Annotated in this window: 14 protein-coding genes; 6 read left to right on the plus strand and 8 right to left on the minus strand. The window is 42.1% G+C overall.

The window, feature by feature from the left end; genetic code table 11:
• Positions 1 to 20: 20 nt before the first annotated feature.
• From FPK91_RS12225 to FPK91_RS12240, 4 genes are all read left to right on the plus strand, one after another.
• Positions 21 to 1,748, plus strand: a complete 1,728-nt coding sequence (locus FPK91_RS12225) for a GMC oxidoreductase (protein WP_144211506.1) — start codon at positions 21 to 23, stop codon at positions 1,746 to 1,748.
• A 95-nt stretch (positions 1,749 to 1,843) separates the two neighbouring features.
• Positions 1,844 to 2,644 (plus strand): ThuA domain-containing protein, encoded by an 801-nt coding sequence (locus tag FPK91_RS12230; RefSeq protein ID WP_144211507.1) that lies wholly within the window; start codon positions 1,844 to 1,846, stop codon positions 2,642 to 2,644.
• Between the two features lie 298 nt (positions 2,645 to 2,942).
• Positions 2,943 to 3,716 (plus strand): hypothetical protein, encoded by a 774-nt coding sequence (locus FPK91_RS12235; RefSeq protein WP_144211508.1) that lies wholly within the window; start codon positions 2,943 to 2,945, stop codon positions 3,714 to 3,716.
• 243 nt (positions 3,717 to 3,959) lie between these two features.
• Positions 3,960 to 5,231 carry a YeeE/YedE family protein gene (locus tag FPK91_RS12240; RefSeq protein ID WP_144211509.1) on the plus strand — a complete coding sequence of 424 codons (1,272 nt, stop codon included), beginning with the start codon at positions 3,960 to 3,962 and terminating at the stop codon, positions 5,229 to 5,231.
• A gap of 128 nt (positions 5,232 to 5,359) precedes the next feature.
• Here the strand turns inward: FPK91_RS12240 and FPK91_RS12245 are convergent, their stop codons facing one another.
• From FPK91_RS12245 to FPK91_RS12255, 3 genes are read right to left on the minus strand one after another with little or no spacing between them, the layout of a single operon-like run.
• Positions 5,360 to 5,974, minus strand: coding sequence for a GDYXXLXY domain-containing protein (locus FPK91_RS12245; RefSeq protein WP_144211510.1), 615 nt, complete (start codon positions 5,972 to 5,974; stop codon positions 5,360 to 5,362).
• On the minus strand, positions 5,967 to 7,094 hold the full coding sequence (locus FPK91_RS12250; protein ID WP_144211511.1) for a DUF4401 domain-containing protein: 1,128 nt from the start codon (positions 7,092 to 7,094) through the stop codon (positions 5,967 to 5,969). The genes FPK91_RS12245 and FPK91_RS12250 overlap by 8 nt, the downstream gene beginning before the upstream one ends.
• Complete coding sequence (locus FPK91_RS12255; protein WP_144211512.1) at positions 7,091 to 8,158, minus strand: DUF2157 domain-containing protein; 1,068 nt, start codon at positions 8,156 to 8,158, stop codon at positions 7,091 to 7,093. Before FPK91_RS12255 ends, FPK91_RS12250 begins: the two co-directional genes overlap by 4 nt.
• A gap of 494 nt (positions 8,159 to 8,652) precedes the next feature.
• Here FPK91_RS12255 and trmL point away from each other — a divergent pair, with 494 nt between their 5' ends.
• Positions 8,653 to 9,117, plus strand: a complete 465-nt coding sequence (trmL, locus tag FPK91_RS12260; protein WP_144211513.1) for a tRNA (uridine(34)/cytosine(34)/5-carboxymethylaminomethyluridine(34)-2'-O)-methyltransferase TrmL — start codon at positions 8,653 to 8,655, stop codon at positions 9,115 to 9,117.
• A 61-nt stretch (positions 9,118 to 9,178) separates the two neighbouring features.
• Here the strand turns inward: trmL and FPK91_RS12265 are convergent, their stop codons facing one another.
• The 4 genes from FPK91_RS12265 to FPK91_RS12280 all read right to left on the minus strand — a co-directional run bounded on the left by FPK91_RS12265 (position 9,179) and on the right by FPK91_RS12280 (position 14,084).
• On the minus strand, positions 9,179 to 9,754 hold the full coding sequence (locus FPK91_RS12265) for a hypothetical protein (protein ID WP_144211514.1): 576 nt from the start codon (positions 9,752 to 9,754) through the stop codon (positions 9,179 to 9,181).
• A gap of 216 nt (positions 9,755 to 9,970) precedes the next feature.
• Positions 9,971 to 11,419, minus strand: a complete 1,449-nt coding sequence (locus FPK91_RS12270; RefSeq protein ID WP_144211515.1) for a M16 family metallopeptidase — start codon at positions 11,417 to 11,419, stop codon at positions 9,971 to 9,973.
• Positions 11,419 to 12,744 carry a M16 family metallopeptidase gene (locus tag FPK91_RS12275; RefSeq protein ID WP_144211516.1) on the minus strand — a complete coding sequence of 442 codons (1,326 nt, stop codon included), beginning with the start codon at positions 12,742 to 12,744 and terminating at the stop codon, positions 11,419 to 11,421. Before FPK91_RS12275 ends, FPK91_RS12270 begins: the two co-directional genes overlap by 1 nt.
• Positions 12,745 to 12,782: 38 nt before the next feature.
• Positions 12,783 to 14,084 carry an amidohydrolase gene (locus tag FPK91_RS12280; protein WP_144211517.1) on the minus strand — a complete coding sequence of 434 codons (1,302 nt, stop codon included), beginning with the start codon at positions 14,082 to 14,084 and terminating at the stop codon, positions 12,783 to 12,785.
• A 208-nt stretch (positions 14,085 to 14,292) separates the two neighbouring features.
• On the opposite strand from FPK91_RS12280, the gene FPK91_RS12285 reads away from it, so the two are divergent.
• On the plus strand, positions 14,293 to 15,768 hold the full coding sequence (locus tag FPK91_RS12285; RefSeq protein ID WP_144211518.1) for an ATP-binding cassette domain-containing protein: 1,476 nt from the start codon (positions 14,293 to 14,295) through the stop codon (positions 15,766 to 15,768).
• A gap of 127 nt (positions 15,769 to 15,895) precedes the next feature.
• Here the strand turns inward: FPK91_RS12285 and FPK91_RS12290 are convergent, their stop codons facing one another.
• Entirely contained in the window at positions 15,896 to 16,270 is a 375-nt protein-coding gene (locus FPK91_RS12290) for a hypothetical protein (RefSeq protein WP_227006556.1), read from the minus strand.
• Positions 16,271 to 16,272: the final 2 nt, after the last annotated feature.

Here is a 16,272-nt window from a genome sequence, read left to right on the forward strand (position 1 = left end):
GGCAATTTAAAGGAATAAGCATGGAAAAGCATAAAATGGATTTTGACGTTATTGTTGTTGGTTCGGGAATGTCAGGCGGTATTGCCGCTAAAGAGTTTTGTGAGAAAAGTTATAAAACCCTCGTACTAGATCGGGGTGAACCCATCGAACATCGTCAGTATAAAACAGAAGGCATGGCACCTTGGCAAATGCCTTTTCGCGGTGAAGTATTACAAGAATTCAAGCTGCAACAACACATTCAAAAAAATATCTATATCTATAATGACTTTACCAAGCACCACTTAATTAATGATCTTGAAAACCCTTACCAACAGAAGCAACCTTTCATCTGGTATCGCAGCGCCACAGTCGGCGGTAAGTCGTTAATCTGGGGGCGTCAAAGCTATCGCTGGTGCGAACAAGACTTTGAAGCCAATAAGCGTGATGGCAATGGCATTGACTGGCCCATTCGTTATGCTGATATTGCCCCTTGGTATGACTATATTGAACCTTTTGTCGGTATTTCTGGCAGCTACGAAAATCTCCCGCAATTACCCGATGGAAAATTTTTACCCCACCAGCCTTTCAACGTGGTGGAACGGGCAATGAAGGAGAAAATTGAACAGGTCTACCCTGAGCGAAAATTTATCCCCGCCCGTATGGCCAACCTCACCCAAGCAAACAAAGTTCATACTGACCTAGGCAGAGTTCAATGTCAGGCTCGCAGTGAATGTCCTCGAGGCTGTTCATTTGGCGGCTATTACTCCTCAAACTCAGGTGCTTTACCCGCAGCAAAACGAACAGGCAATTTCACCTTAACAGCCAATGCTCAAGTGCAAGAAGTACTTTATGACGATGTAACAGGCAAAGCTTCTGGGGTGCGATATGTAAATAACAAAACAGGCCAATCACATACTGTAACTGCCAAAGTGGTGTTCATGTGCGCCTCGACCTTAGGTTCCATTCAAATCCTCTTAAACTCTAAGTCTGCGGCTTTTCCTGCAGGTATTGGTAATCGTCATGACATTCTTGGCCGCTATGTGATGGATCATTGTGGTGGTGGCGGTGCGAGTGCAAAAATGCCCGGATACTTAGACGACTACTATAAAGGTCGTCGACCTGGTGGCGTTTATATCCCACGTTTTAGAAACTTAGATAATAAAGCATCAGCAGCTACACCCGCTGAAAACAGCACTAAAACTCACTTTATTCGCGGTTATGGTTTCCAAGGTGGAGCAAGTCGCAGCGGTTGGCAATGGGCTAAAAATGGCCAAGGTATCGGTGCTGACTTTAAAGCGCAAGTCAGCCAGCCAGGTAATTGGTATTTCAGTATGTGGGGCTTTGGTGAAGCGTTGCCACGATATGAAAATCAAGTGACTTTGCATCCCACTGACAAAGATCAATGGGGGTTACCAGTACTGGTGACTGATGTGGCATATAAAGAAAATGAGAAAAACATGGTCGATGATATGACCACAACCGCCAAAGAGATATTAAAAGCGGCAGGGCTTGTTGATATAAAAGGCTTTGAAGGCTATGCCCCACCAGGCGGCGCAATTCATGAAATGGGGGGGTGCTGCATGGGCGATGATGTAAAAAGCTCTTACCTAAACAAGTGGAATCAGTGCCATGAAGTGCCTAATTTATTCGTTACCGACGGCGCGGCATTTTCATCGACGTCTTGCGTGAACCCCTCTATTACATTCATGGCTTTTACTGCTCGCGCGGTTGATTATGCCGATAAACAATTACGGGCTAATACCTTATAAGCGCCATTTTCACTGACTCATTCTTTAAGCTATCGGCGTTAAACGAGCAATAAAATAGGGATATCACCATGACGATTGTCAGCAAAGGGAGCAAAATGAATCGTTCCGTTATTTATTTAGCTTTCACCATAGTTGCGTACATAATTGCATACATAGGACTGAGCCTATTCACCATTGAAGCAGCACAAGCGAAACAATTTCGCGCTTTACTATTCACTAAAACAGCAGGTTGGCATCATCAAAGCATTCTTGAAGGTGTTACAGCAGTTAAACAATTGGCACAGAAACACCACTTTGACTATGAATGGCATGAAGATGCCAAACAAATAAACAGTAAAAATCTGGCCCGATTTGATGTGATAATGTTCCTCAATACCACTGGTGATATTCTTAATCCAGAGCAACAACAAGCAATGCAGGCTTTCATTCAATCTGGTAAAGGCTTTGTCGGCGTTCATTCAGCATCAGATACCGAACACCAGTGGCCTTGGTATACAAAATTAGTCGGGAGAAAGTTTGTCATCCACCCTCCAATTCAAACGGCAAAAATCAATGTAATAGACGATCAATTCCCCGGTGTAGCGTTAATGCCAGAGACCTTTTTATGGACCGATGAATACTATCATTTCAGTGAACCTTACTCTGACAACCTCAAATACATTTTAAGTGTTGATGAAACTAGCTATCAAGCTAGTGCTCAATGGGGCGAGCTTAAAGTCGAAGGCATGGGAAAGTTTCACCCGCTTGCTTGGTATCAAGAGGTTGACGGTGGGCGCTCATTCTATACTGCGCTGGGACATATTCCCGCAACCTATGATGACCCTCTCTTTTTACAGCATCTTTATGGGGGCATTTATTGGGCGGCTACAGGAAAGGGGCTGAATAATACCGACTGAATTTAGCATTCAAAAAGCCCGTTTATCTGCCTCGTCCCAAAACAGATAAACGGGCTTTAAATTTTACGCCTCATATTTTACGTCTCATATTCTACGTCGCAAATTCACATCTCTTGTTTTAAGCATCAAAAGTCTACGGGATATTTCTTAAACTCATAAGTCACCCTGATTAGAATTGAAATACCAGACTAATTTGTTTTACTATTAGGGTTGAAAACTCTGTTGCAGACAACATATAAATTAAGTAGTTACGCTTAATTAGCAACAAGGTTTCATTATTAAAAAGGATGATTTTAAAATGGATTTTACAACTTGGTTGGCTCTAGCCGCCATACTCGGCATTTTTGCCGTATATACCGACCACAAAACCGCCCCCGTCACCACCTCTGAAACGCTGATAGACTCTAAGATAGAACCACACCTAAAGACAAGTAATACAAAAGAACCTTGGCTGCTGCCATATATTATTCTTACCGGTTACAGTGTGTACTTTTTTGATATCCCCCATTGGGATAAAGCCATTTATTTATTAGGGGTCATCTTAAGTGTCATTTTGATTAATTTTATTGTCGATAAATTTAAACATCACGACACCCAATGGAGAGAGCAGTTATACCTGCTATCAGGCAGTATAATAATAAATTCGTTAATCATATTCTTTCGCTTCAATAATGCAGACATAGAACAGGCAAGCTTAAATCAATCATCACAACTAGAGTTACCACAGTTAGCCATCGCACCAACGCTGAGTGTATTCCACGCAGGTCTAGCTTACGTATTGATCTTTATCGTTCAGCTAATCAATATGCGCTTTAAAACTGAAGCCCGCACAATATTGGTTATGCTGATCATCGCGGCTAACTTTATCGTCCCTTTTCACACCAGTAGCTTTTGGTGGACGCTACCCGTTAGTGTCATCATCAGTTTTATCACCGCCATGGCTATCGCTGAAGTGGAATGTGAGAATGATAGAAGTTCATACGGTGCATATGCGTTGCTGTACCCCTTCGCAATCATGATGATGTTAGGTATGTCGGTCATTTTTTACGTTATCGCGAGTGTGATGTATTAACACTCATTTAAAAGTATCCAATCCTAAAAAATTAATGGGTGCATGTTATTTCATTATTTCAATTCACCTTATTGCATGAGTTATTACAAAGCGGTCTAGTTAAAACTGCTGCTGGCGATAGACACCTAAAGGCGAGTTCACCATAATCTCCTTAAAATAGCAGATACACTTAAACACTTGAAAACAATACCATTTGTTTAATTTCTGTTTTAAATTTGTTATCAAATGTAATGAGTTGGTCTTGTGGAAATAAATAAAAATCAAGCCGTGATGGCCGTAAGTATTTTGCTATTAACCTTAGTAATTGGTGCCACTCAGTTAGCCAATGACGGGCTGTTTTTACGCTTGTTATTAGGGCTCAGCTTAGGCTTTGCGTTGGCCAAAGGCGCCATCGGGTTTGCAGGCAGCATTAACCGGGCTTACCGCCGCGGTTCGACCCAATTATTACAAACCCTGATGTTCATGTTTGTGATCACCGCCATCATCAATGCTGGTTTACTGCTTAACGCTGACAGCCAGCACTATGATTTATGGATTAACCCCATTAATGCAGGGCTACTGATTGGCGGCATCATGTTTGGCGCAGGTATGAGCTTATCCAGCTGCTGTGCAACGGGGATGATGGTGGAGTTTGTCAGTGATGTGCCAAGAGCAGCAATCACCTTAGTGTTTTTTGGCGCGGGGGTCTTTTTTGGCTTTCCATTACAAAGCAGCCAAAGCTGGATAACTGATAGCTGGTTTTCATCAGCGAGCTATCAAGGTAAAGGGGTCTTTTTACCCGACCTGTTTGCTGACACGCCGCTAAATGGTTACTTCATGTCAATTTTAGTGACCATAGTTTTAGCGTTAACCGTGGTGATTACTGCCAAAAAATATGAAAACTATCGCCGCCGTAAAGGCTCATACTTAGGTGTGGCAGGTGAAATTGCACGTCAACAGCTTCAATCCCAAAGCGTTAACAATGATGAAGATACATCATTCTCATTATTTAGCCGAAAAACATACCAAAACTGGTTCGCCAACCTGTGGCAAATGCGCACCACGGCATTAGTTATCGCCGTTATTTTTGGCATCATGATGGCAAGTACTGGCTCAGGCTGGGGCGCATCGACCCCCTTTGGTATTTGGTTTGCTAAAGGTTTGATGTTGTTTGGGGTTGAAATGAACACAATTACCGAAATAAGCCAGCGACCTGAAGCCATGTTCAGCACGCCTTTTTTTGAACATGGAGTATCTGTACAAAACTTCGCGATTTTCTTAGGCACGCTCATCGCGGTGTTATTTATGGGTAAATTTAAATTCTCATTTGCCATAAACCACTCCACCAAACAGCTAGCACTGTTTGCTTTAGGAGGACTGTTAATGGGCTTTGGAACACGCTTTGCTAACGGTTGTAATGTCGGCGCATTGTTCACCCCCATTGCAAATTTCTCATTATCTGGCTGGGTATATTTACTGGTACTGGTTATCGGCGCCATTGCAGGTAACCGTTTCCAACAAGCGGTAATGAAATAGAATAAAAAACAGACTTGATACGCTATAAAACAAAAAGCCCGCATATCTTTCGATAAGCGGGCTTTTTGTTATTAAGTGAGCTGGCCTCACTTAGCTAACTCATGAAATATCTCTAAATTTTATTAACTTCATGGTTTTAAGAGCTTATTCAATTCTGCATCAAACATTGCGGTTAATAGCGGCTCACCATTACTGTTTACTCTAAACTCGCCATACTGTGCTGACTCATAAATACTGGCATGGCCTTCTTGAAAGAAGAACGCATTGGTGGCAAATTTTATGCTTCCGTCCCGAACTCGATACAGTAACTTCATTTCATTGGCGGCCAGATCTTGTTGGTTATATAAGGCTTTATAACTGGCGATATTGCGTGAATCAAAACTCACCACCACGTATCCGTCACTATTGGGTAGTTGCCGCCATTCTCGGTTAGCTTCAGCAAGGTTTTGCTCTGTTTGAACCAGTTCTTCTTGAGTCAGTTCTTCTTGAATCAATTTAAGCGCACTGCGGATATCGTTACTCATTTTAAATCGCAGCGCCATGTAATCACCCTGCATTAGCGAGCGCGGGTCGACTGGAGCAAGCTCAAGGTAGACCAGATCGCCCTGTCTTATTTGCTGCTCTTTTTGAAAAATCTCCCAGTTAATTATCCCCAGCATCAACACCAGAGTGCCGACCAAAATGATGGTGTTAAGGTTTTTAAACCCTGATGTTTTATTAGCAAGGTTTGCAATATTAGTCATTTGTCAGCTCCTGATGCTTTGCTGTTAACTTGAGCATAATCCAACGTATTGCCAGTAAAAACACCCCCATAAACATTAATGTGAAGGACTTTTCTAATAAGCTGTAATCCAGGAAATAATAATAAGCCGACATGAACGCCAGTAATGAAACAATGCCTAAGCCAATGAGTAGCCGATTACTGGCTGAGAAACCAAGTACTAGCACTAATATCGCGACATTGATGCCATGAGCCTCGAATGACAAAGTAGAGATAAGTAGACTTGTTGTAAGGACTATATAACGGACTTTAGCTGGTAACTCTGGGTGTCGTTTAAGCAACTGCCACACCACATATAATGCCACTAAAGCCATGAGAACATTACCCATCCAAGGGGAAGTGAGTAATTCATTTGTTAAACCAAAATCAACTAACTCATACCAGCCATATTGGAATGACAGTAAACATGTTTGCAGTAATTGAGCTAATAAAAAGCCATAAGCTATAGGCCGTTTATTATCTAAAAAGGCGGTAAATAAATGGGTTAGTTTATTAGTGTGAGTTTGTTGGCTGGTTCGGTCAAATTCATGCAACCATAGCCAGCAAGCAGCGAATAGAACAACACTCCCGCCAATAAATGGGAGCTGAAAAAGCGCTAATGTGACGATAAAACAACATGCACCAAACAAGGCTGAGCAAAAGCGATGGATATCATTGGGCATAATCGCCATCAAACTAAATTGCAGTAGCGTGGTGAGTAACCAGCTGGTGTTATCGTTAAAATGTAAGATAAAACCATAGACGATGAGCATCTGCCCACTAAAACTAATGGCTAGCGATAAGTGTTCGACAAATTCATTTTTATTACTCTTAAATAGCACATACGCCACTATGGTAAGTATCGTACCGACAATGAAAGCACCTATCTCGTTGTCAAATATAAACTCCATACCAATGGCTAAGAAACCTAAAAAGAACAGCGCTGCAAACCAGCCTGAAATCGCCAATAATAACTTTACAAACCAAGGGGATTTTAGCTCTGGTTTTGCGGGTTGCTCACCAACCACCAGCTCATGTTGCAATAAGCTTTGCCATAAAGAGGTTTGACTATTTACTGGCTCTTTTTTTAATAAGTCATTCATGATTGCCACTCCTTATTGATTTTACGCAGCCAAATAGCTGAGCCTGCAGCCATGGCAATCATCATGTTGGATATCAATAAAAAGCCAATCTCCCCGATGGCTTCTAGCCAATGGGAGATAACAAAACAAATCACCACAATATTCACCGACAGCAATATGCCTGCAAGCATAAACAAATCTTGCTGGTATTTCCGATAGCCCAAATACATCGCTATCAACCACACTGGCCATATCATCACGGGTAGCATACCAATTTCACTGAAACCTGAACTAAGATAACTCTCGTCACTGAAACCTAAAATACTGCCAATCATTAACCAGGTAATGCAGGTTCCGCTGGCGATAGCTAATAAACGTGGCGCCCAGCGAGCGCTTAACCATGTATACCGCTGACTCAGTAATTCCCAGCACGCTAACGCCAGCGTATTAAAGAAGAATATTACCCAAAGCGAATTAAGTTCTTGATTGATAAAAAAGCCTAAAGCACCGCCAAAATTCATGTAATACAGCAAGATGGATAAATTGATTAGCCCAATCCATAACATCCACAGCGCACTTAATCTGCCGATAATCACCCATGGGAGAATGAGCACAGCCCAATTGAAAAATAGTTGCCAAGGATCGGCGCCTGTTTGATAGGTTTGCCCAAATAATGCCAGTAATACCCCAAAGAATATCGCCGCCATAAATAGCGGTACCTTGGCAACGGACTCAGTCAGTTTAGGTACTTGGGCGTTTTTTGAGACCGCATGGTCTGAGGATATTGATGCTTGGTGAGTAAGCGTATTGAGCTTGTAATAGGCAGCAACGGCCAGTACCACTAATAGTTCTACCAGCGCAAACTTTGCAAACTTGCCCATTTCGTCCCAATTAAAAGCAACAAAAAATAGTACTGAAAAAGTAATGGCTAATCCGCCTAACCAAGCCAGTAGTTGGTTAAAGAAATTGAGCCAATCATTGCTGCGAGGCTGAACTTGGCTAATGATAAGCGCTGCGTTTATTTTATCTTTCTCAATTGCACCTTGCTCAATTAACTCAATTAATTGATGTCGATTTGATGTCATATTGAATCCATTCCAGTTGCTTCCATGTAGGGATAGGTACTTAATGAGTGTATTGCTAATTCTGATCGTTTAACAGCGTTAATCAGCTCACAATGCTGGCGTTAAAGCGAGTCTTATTATTTTAGGCTTATGACTACAAATATGAGTCAAGTTAATGCTTTATAAATCCTTACCTGTATTCGTGGCACACTGCCATTTGCTACGACAAGTTTAAATTTAAAGCAGAATTGAACGTGATTTTACTTCCCTTTCAAATTATCACCATAAAAAAATATCACATTAATCATTTTGGCTCGTCATGTTATTTATTGTCTGAAATCAGCTTTTGAACAACCCAAATTAAAACTATAAAGCCTAATAAAGTGAAATTAGCTCGATACTTTAATGGCTGAACAGTTTAAACAGATTATTTCATTCAATCTTTATCAGCTTTTTTCACACAGCATTGAGGTTTTGCGTATAATTCCAGATTCAATCAATGAAGGTAGCTATCCATGTTTCATATTGCGCTGTACGAACCAGAAATTGCCCCGAACACAGGCAACATTATCCGTCTTTGTGCCAACAATGGCGCTAAGCTGCACTTAATTGAACCTTTGGGATTTGATTTAGAAGAGAAAAAACTGCGCCGAGCAGGACTAGATTATTCAGATTTAACCATTATTACTCGCCATAAAGATTTCGCCTCTTTTCTAGAAGCAATGGCTGGTAAGCGCATCATGGCTTGCACTACCAAAGGTAGTCGACCGCATACTGAACTCGCATTCAAAGCTGATGACGTATTATTATTTGGCCCTGAAACTCGCGGCTTACCGATGGATATTATTGAATCAATACCGACTGAGCAGCGCTTACGCATACCTATGGCAGCCAGTAGCCGCAGTTTAAACTTATCGAACTCTGTGGCAATTATTAGCTACGAAGCATGGCGCCAATTAGACTTTGCAGGCGCTTGCTAGCAACTAATATGAGTGGCTAATATGAGTGGCTAAAGTGAATCGCTAGCATTAGTTACTTGAATTAGTGACTAGCATTAGCCGTTAACTCAATACCACGGATTAATTGATATCGCTGGCTATCATCATCTAGATAATGGGCGCTCTGGCGCCAAAGCCAGCTAGATGCTTGTTTAGATTGCGGGGTTACACTTTTTTTAGGCTCAGCTTCAGGTTTTAGCGTCACACTATCCAAGGGTAAAAACTCAAGTCGAATAAGCGCAGGTCTTTGATTCAAGCTGCCCTCACCGAGCAATGAATACGTCTCACCTTGTTGATACAGGCTAAATAACTGCTGTCTATCTTCTCCTGCACCATTACTGTAAGTCAGCAGCACCTGTGTACCTTGCTGGCGAAACCACCATGTTTCGCTGTATGGATTAGTATCGCCTTTACTCACCGATAAAATCAGATTGCGTTTGTCATGGGAGCACATCACTGAAGTTTGTACTTGCCTTGGAGCCATACCTGATTTTGCAGCTGATCCAGCCCACTGACCCGCTAGAATAGGGCAAAACTGTGTTAGTTCAATTCTGGCAGCAAAGCTATCACTTGAAACACATAAGCAGCTGATAAGAATGAAGCGCCACAAGTTCTTCATAGTTTGAATCCTTTAAAACGTGTCGAATTAAATAGTTGTACTGCATATGACTTAATAACCTACCCCATTTATCCTATCTTATTAATTAAAATAATTCCCCATGAAAAAGCCCCGCAGTATATGCGAGGCTTTTCATAATAACTTACGATGATTCAGTGAAGTCGCTATTCAAATCGTTATAGCAGTAACCAACTCAAATTATTGATTAACAAACCATTACTGTCCAAAACCGACATCAGTGATATTGACTGTGGTCACTTCACCATACTTTTTGGCAATGTCCGCAATTTTAGCTGCATTACCAATCAGTACATACTGCAGATTGTCCTTCGGAAAATAAGTGCTGATGAGTCGCTGGGTTTCAGCCAATGTAAGGCCGTCAACATCCGTTTGGAACTCATTGATAAATGAATCATCAAAATTATAGATGTACATATCAGCAAGGAGTTCGCCTAATTGGCTACCCGTTTCAAACTTAGGTGGATACTGGCCTTTAACGTAGGCTTTGGCCGAATCTAGCGTCTGTTGATCAACGCCTTGCTCCCATAATCGTGCATAGGTTTTTAAGGCTAAGTCGATGGCTTCTTTGGTGGTACTTGATTTAGTAAAGGTACTAATCGAGAACACACCCGCATCTGAATAAGTACTAAATGCTGAACGTGCACCATAGGTTAGCCCTGCATTAACCCGTAATTCATCATTGAGCCATGAGGTAAAACGACCACCTAAAATGGTATTCAACACGGTCAGGCCGACGTAGTCAGGGTTATCGCGTTTAATCCCAAGCCCACCGATAATAAACGTCGTTTCAATAGCATCAGGTTTATCAACCAATAACACTTTACTGTTAGTAAGTTTAGGAAGCCCACTACTCAAATCAGGTTGTACCGCAATTTCAGTATTTTCCCATTGTCCGAACGCAGCTGATAGTTTGGTTTTCATGTCTTGGACGTCAAAGTCACCGACGACATTAATCGCCATATTCTTAGGTTGAAAATAGCTTTGATGAAATGCCCGTAATTGGGCAATATTGATTTCAGCTAGAGACGTGCTATTGCCAGATACAGGGTTAGCATAGGGATGCTCACCAAACATCAGTTTATTGTAGTAGCGGCCAATAACGGCCCGCGGACTTTCTTTGGCTTGTGATAGCCCGACTATTTCACGCTGTCTTAGCTTTTCAAATTCAGTACTATCAAAATCAGGACTGACAATAACCTGCTGCATAATATCAAGCATTGTATCAAGGTCTTTACTCATAAAATCGGCTTTCACCGTCATGCTTTCTCGGCCAGATCCCGTTGATAAACTCGCACCCAAAAAGTCCACCGTTTGCTCGATGTCCGCTTTGCTTTTACCACCAGCACCGAGTAACAAACTCTTGATGGTCATATAAGACACGCCTGACGTGGTGTCATTAACAGCCCCGGCTCGCACCACCGCATTAACATTAATTATCGGTACTTCTTTTTGCACCATAAAGTTAACTTGTAAGCCATTATCAAGAGTCACCGACTCATATTGCGGCATACTAAAGCTGCCCGTATCAACGGTTTTGGTGGTCTCAGCAGTGCTGGCACAACCTGTCATAGCGACACTGCATGCAAGCGCGATGGCAGACACGGTTAAGCCGCTAGTCTTTTTAAACTTTGTAAAAGAAATCATTAGTCAGCTCCTTCTGTCGCAGCTAATACGCCCACGGTGCGATTGGCCTTGCGTAAATAGGTTTGGGCAACACGCTGAATATCTTCAACCGTTACCTTGTTATAAGCATCAGGTGCACTAAATAGCTTTTCATAGCTACCAAAATACAACTCATAACGACCCAGTGTATTAGCACGGCCATTAATGGTTTGCATGGTGCGATAGAAATTCATCAATTTGATGTTTTTAACTTTCTCAAGTTCTTGCTGAGTCACGCCATCGGTGGCAATACGGTTAATTTCAGCAATCATTGTCGCTTCTAATTGCACTGCATCCACACCGGAATTAGCCACACCAAAGAAGTAAAACAAATTCGGATCAAATGACATGGGTAAGTAAGACACCACATTCGAAGCGACTTGTTTATCAACCAGGCCTTGATAAAGACGCGAACTATTACCTTCACTAAAAATAGTATTCAGTAAATCTAACGCATAGTAGTCAGCATGTTTGGTTGAAGGTACATGGTAAGCCAACATGATATTAGGCGTGGTCACCGAGGCTTTTTCAACAAACACACGGCGCTCACCTTTTTGCAGCGGTTCAACAGTGCGCACTGCTTGTGGCGGAGTTTGTGCAGGAATAACGCCAAAGTATTGCTTAGCTAGACGTTTAACTTCTGCCACCTTTACATCACCCGCGATAACGACAACGGCGTTGTTAGGTGCATAGTAAGTCTTATGATATTGCTGTAAATCTTCTAATGACCATGCGGCAATATCTGACTCATGCCCAATAACAGACCAGCTATAAGGGTGCGCTCTAAATGCAGCACTTTTTACTTCTTCTTGAATAGTGCGCCAATTAGAGTTTTCAAGACCTGTTGTGCGTTCTGATTGCACTACGCCACGTTCGCTTTCTACCATTTCAGGATTAATATCTAAATTGGCAATACGATCCGCTTCTAAATCAAACATCGTTTCTATGGCATTGGCCGGAAACCAGTCGGTATAGACTGTAATGTCTTCGGTGGTGTAAGCATTATTGGCTCCACCCGCGGCTTCCATGGTGCGGTCAAACATTTTGGGGCCATATTTCTTTGAGCCGTTAAACATCATATGCTCAAAAAAATGTGAAATACCGGTAATACCAGGCACTTCATTGCGAGAGCCCACTTTCCAAAATAAGTACATGTTGGCATTAGGAATGCTGCTATCTTCTAGCACCATAATTTTCATACCATTGTCTAAGGTAAAAGTATTAATATCCTCAACCGTTGTGGCGAGTGCAGTCGAACTCACCCAACAGCTGAGTAATACCAATAACGCGCTAATGTTGCGTTTCATGATGGTTTCCTTGTTATGTTTCTTAAAATTAATCATTTTTACTTAACCGCACCCAGTGCCGTTAGTGCCAATTGGGTCATGGTTTCCACGCCGACTTTTAACGCTTTTTCATCGACATAAAATGCTGGCGAATGGTTGCTGGCGACAGTCGCAGGATCTGTTCCTTCTGGTGTTACACCTAGGAAGTAAAATAGGCCTGGTGTTTCTAATGCATAGTATGAAAAGTCCTCGGCTCCTGTTATTAGCCCAGGTTCAATGAGCTTATCAGCACCAACAACGTCACTGATAACAGGGCGCATTTTTGCGACTAACTCAGGGTTATTAACGGTAACGGGATAACCTGCATCAATGACTGTGGTCGCGGTTGCCCCAAGGGTTTTAGCGGACAAATCGGCTATTTCAGCCAACTTCACTTTTATGTCGGCGCGCATATCTTGATCAAAAGTACGAATAGTACCGATCAATTCAACTTCATCGGGGATAATGTTCGAACGAATACCGCCATTAATGGCGCCAAAGCTCACCACTGCTGGCGCTTTAGTTACATCAACGCGGCGACTAATAATGGTTTGTACGCTATTAATAATTTGCGCTGAAGCCACAATAGGGTCAACGCCGCCCCATGGACGCGAGCCATGAGTTTGACGACCTTTAACGGTAATAGTAAATGAATCTTCACTCGCCATAGCTGGACCAGAGCGCAGACCAATGACACCTGTTGGCAAGCTTGAAGTAACATGCATACCAAACACTTGATCAGGTTTACGCTTAGCAAATAAACCTTCTTTAAGCATTAACTCTGCACCGCCCTCTTCACCCGCTGGCGCGCCTTCTTCTGCTGGTTGGAAGATAAACATCACATCACCAGCAAGGCTATCTTTTGACTTAACCAAGTTTTCTGCCACGCCCATTAACATTGCAACATGGGTATCGTGACCACATGCATGCATAACGCCGACAGTTTGATTGCGATACGTATCTGTTGCCTTAGATGCAAAAGGTAAATCAACCACTTCGGTCACCGGCAGTGCATCCATATCGGCACGAATACCGATTAGCGGCCCTGGCTTTGCGCCTTTTAAAATAGCGACAACACCAGTATGTGCCACACCGGTTTGCACTTCTAACCCTAACGATTCAAGATGTTTAGCAATCACTTTGCTGGTTCTAAATTCGCGATTAGACAGCTCAGGGTGTTGATGTAAATCGCGGCGCCACTCCAATACTTTACTTTCAACATCATTAGCAAGTTGAGCGGCATCAGGGGTTTTAGCCATTATTGAGCTTGAAAAAGTACATGAGGCTGTTGCAAGGCAAAGAGCAAGGGTGGTTAAGCGCATAAATCATCCATGGTTTTTATCGTTTTTGTAGCATTTCAATCTACATGTAATGGGTTACGTTGTTAAATAATTTGTTACCAAGAGTACATTCAAAATTGTTTCGATTTGTTTACTCAATCCATAATGCTGATAAATAAAGACTATTTATTCCACACCACTGTTGTTATTTTATATTCAAAATATCAAATAAGATAAAGGATGAGTAGTAATGGAAATCAGCTTCGACCAATTAAAAGCAATAGGCGCTAGCAACCTACTTGAGATTGATCAATGGCTGATTAAAGAACGCCAATCCTGGGGTGTTTTCAGTGCTCATAATGATATTGGTTCTATACTTGGTGATTTATTAGCTGATGTGACAACAAAGGGTGAGCACGCACAAAAACCGAGCATTGAAATTACTGCTGGAACCATTCACAAAAGCCAAGGGGTTATTACTCAAGTTTCACTCACCGAGCAACAAAGATTATTAGAGCTTGAACTTGCCAATGATGACAGTGATTTTTTAGATTATGCCGATAAAGGCAGTACCGTAAGCGCATTAATATTCGCTCATTGTCATGATCAAACCTTAACCGAAAAGCTGCTTAACGAACTTGATTTAATTGCGCTTCAATACCGAGGCTTTCGTGAGCTTTCCACTGGCGAAACCCGCAGAGTCATGCTTGCTATCGCGCTGGCTGCACAACCCGACTTCTTGGTGCTAGATAACCCCTATTCAGGGCTCGATGTTGAGCATCGTCAAGATTTAACTGACTATTTGAGTAAACTGGATATTCAGATGATGGTGATCTTCTCTCGAGAAGAAGATATGCCGCCATGGATTGATGAGATTGCTATTTTCAGCCACGGCAAACTCGATAGCATTATGGATAAGACTAGTTGGAATGAGCACCCGGTCATTAGCCAGATAAAATCTCAATCGAAAGTGCAAAGTGAGCTTATGCTGGCAATCATGCAGCGCCATCGTCACCACACCCACTTTGACAACCCAATATTTGAACTTAAAAATGGCAAGGTCGCTTACAGTGATAAAACCATTTTTACCGAGGTCAATTGGCGAATCGATAAAGGCCAACATTGGCAAGTTAAAGGCCCAAATGGTTGCGGTAAAAGTACTTTATTAGGGCTCATTTTTGGCGACCACCCACAATGCTACAGTAATGATATTCATATCTTTGGTAAGCAACGCGGTAGTGGCGAAAGTATTTGGGAAATTAAAAAGCATATCGGCATGGTATCGTCAGCCTTACACCTGCAGTATCGGCTAAATTGTAGCGCGATAGATGTGATTGTTTCTGGGTTTTATGACTCCATAGGTTTGTATCAAAAAGCCAGCCTAGCGCAGCAACAAATAGCTGAAGATTGGCTGACGATTTTACATATGTCGCACTACAGTAAAGTATCGTTCAAACAACTGGATTACAGCCAACAACGACTACTGTTAATTGCTAGAGCTTTAGTCAAACAACCGACATTATTGATTGTAGATGAGCCCTATCAAGGGCTGGATTATCTCGGTATTCGTTTAGTCAAAAATACCCTTGAGCTGATTGCTCGAGAAAATCTCAGCCAGCTGCTGTATGTCTCCCATTACCACCAAGATAGCTTAGACAGTATTGATAACTACCTTGAGTTTGTTGCTGATGAGCATACCGGTGGATACAAAGCCGTGGTCAGTTAAAGTCACTTTTCGCTCAGTTATTTGTTTGATTTTTAGCTAAGCTTTTTCGATAAGCTTTTAACAATAAGTTTTAACGATAAGCTCTTAACTAAGAGCTTGTAACTAAAGCTTTTAACTAAGGGTTAGCTTATTTTTTCTCTTCAATTTTACGTTCTTTAGCAGCGGCTTCTTGTGCTTCACGTAAATATTTATCAGCACGAGACTCGCGCTCTTTAAACTGAGCTTGGGCTTTTTCTTGCTGCTCTTGTTGCCACTCACCAGTCTCTTGTCGTTCCATGATTTCTTGCTCACGACTGGTGGTGCCGCTGGCAGCTTTACGGGCTTTTTCGAGCTGACTTTGCTCAGTCTTTTTAGAATCTATTCGTCCCTGCTCCGCTTGTTGTGACAAGGTAAGGCGGGGTTTATCTGTGGCTGTAGTCGAAAATGAAACACACGCCAGTAAGCCTGATAGCGCTAGTGATTTGATCAATAAAAATTTATTTGAAACTAGTCCGTGGATCATAC

Origin of the sequence: Shewanella donghaensis, assembly GCF_007567505.1 — a bacterium.
Taxonomy (GTDB): Bacteria; Pseudomonadota; Gammaproteobacteria; order Enterobacterales; family Shewanellaceae; genus Shewanella; species Shewanella donghaensis.

Coding starts and splice junctions, on each gene's coding strand:
- FPK91_RS12275 (WP_144211516.1), bottom strand. CDS start 12,744: ATGAAACGCAACATTAGCGCGTTATTGGTATTACTCAGCTGTTGGGTG.
- trmL (WP_144211513.1), top strand. CDS start 8,653: ATGTTTCATATTGCGCTGTACGAACCAGAAATTGCCCCGAACACAGGC.
- FPK91_RS12270 (WP_144211515.1), bottom strand. CDS start 11,419: ATGATTTCTTTTACAAAGTTTAAAAAGACTAGCGGCTTAACCGTGTCT.
- FPK91_RS12280 (WP_144211517.1), bottom strand. CDS start 14,084: ATGCGCTTAACCACCCTTGCTCTTTGCCTTGCAACAGCCTCATGTACT.
- FPK91_RS12230 (WP_144211507.1), top strand. CDS start 1,844: ATGAATCGTTCCGTTATTTATTTAGCTTTCACCATAGTTGCGTACATA.
- FPK91_RS12255 (WP_144211512.1), bottom strand. CDS start 8,158: ATGACATCAAATCGACATCAATTAATTGAGTTAATTGAGCAAGGTGCA.
- FPK91_RS12225 (WP_144211506.1), top strand. CDS start 21: ATGGAAAAGCATAAAATGGATTTTGACGTTATTGTTGTTGGTTCGGGA.
- FPK91_RS12235 (WP_144211508.1), top strand. CDS start 2,943: ATGGATTTTACAACTTGGTTGGCTCTAGCCGCCATACTCGGCATTTTT.
- FPK91_RS12285 (WP_144211518.1), top strand. CDS start 14,293: ATGGAAATCAGCTTCGACCAATTAAAAGCAATAGGCGCTAGCAACCTA.
- FPK91_RS12265 (WP_144211514.1), bottom strand. CDS start 9,754: ATGAAGAACTTGTGGCGCTTCATTCTTATCAGCTGCTTATGTGTTTCA.
- FPK91_RS12290 (WP_227006556.1), bottom strand. CDS start 16,270: ATGATCCACGGACTAGTTTCAAATAAATTTTTATTGATCAAATCACTA.
- FPK91_RS12250 (WP_144211511.1), bottom strand. CDS start 7,094: ATGAATGACTTATTAAAAAAAGAGCCAGTAAATAGTCAAACCTCTTTA.
- FPK91_RS12245 (WP_144211510.1), bottom strand. CDS start 5,974: ATGACTAATATTGCAAACCTTGCTAATAAAACATCAGGGTTTAAAAAC.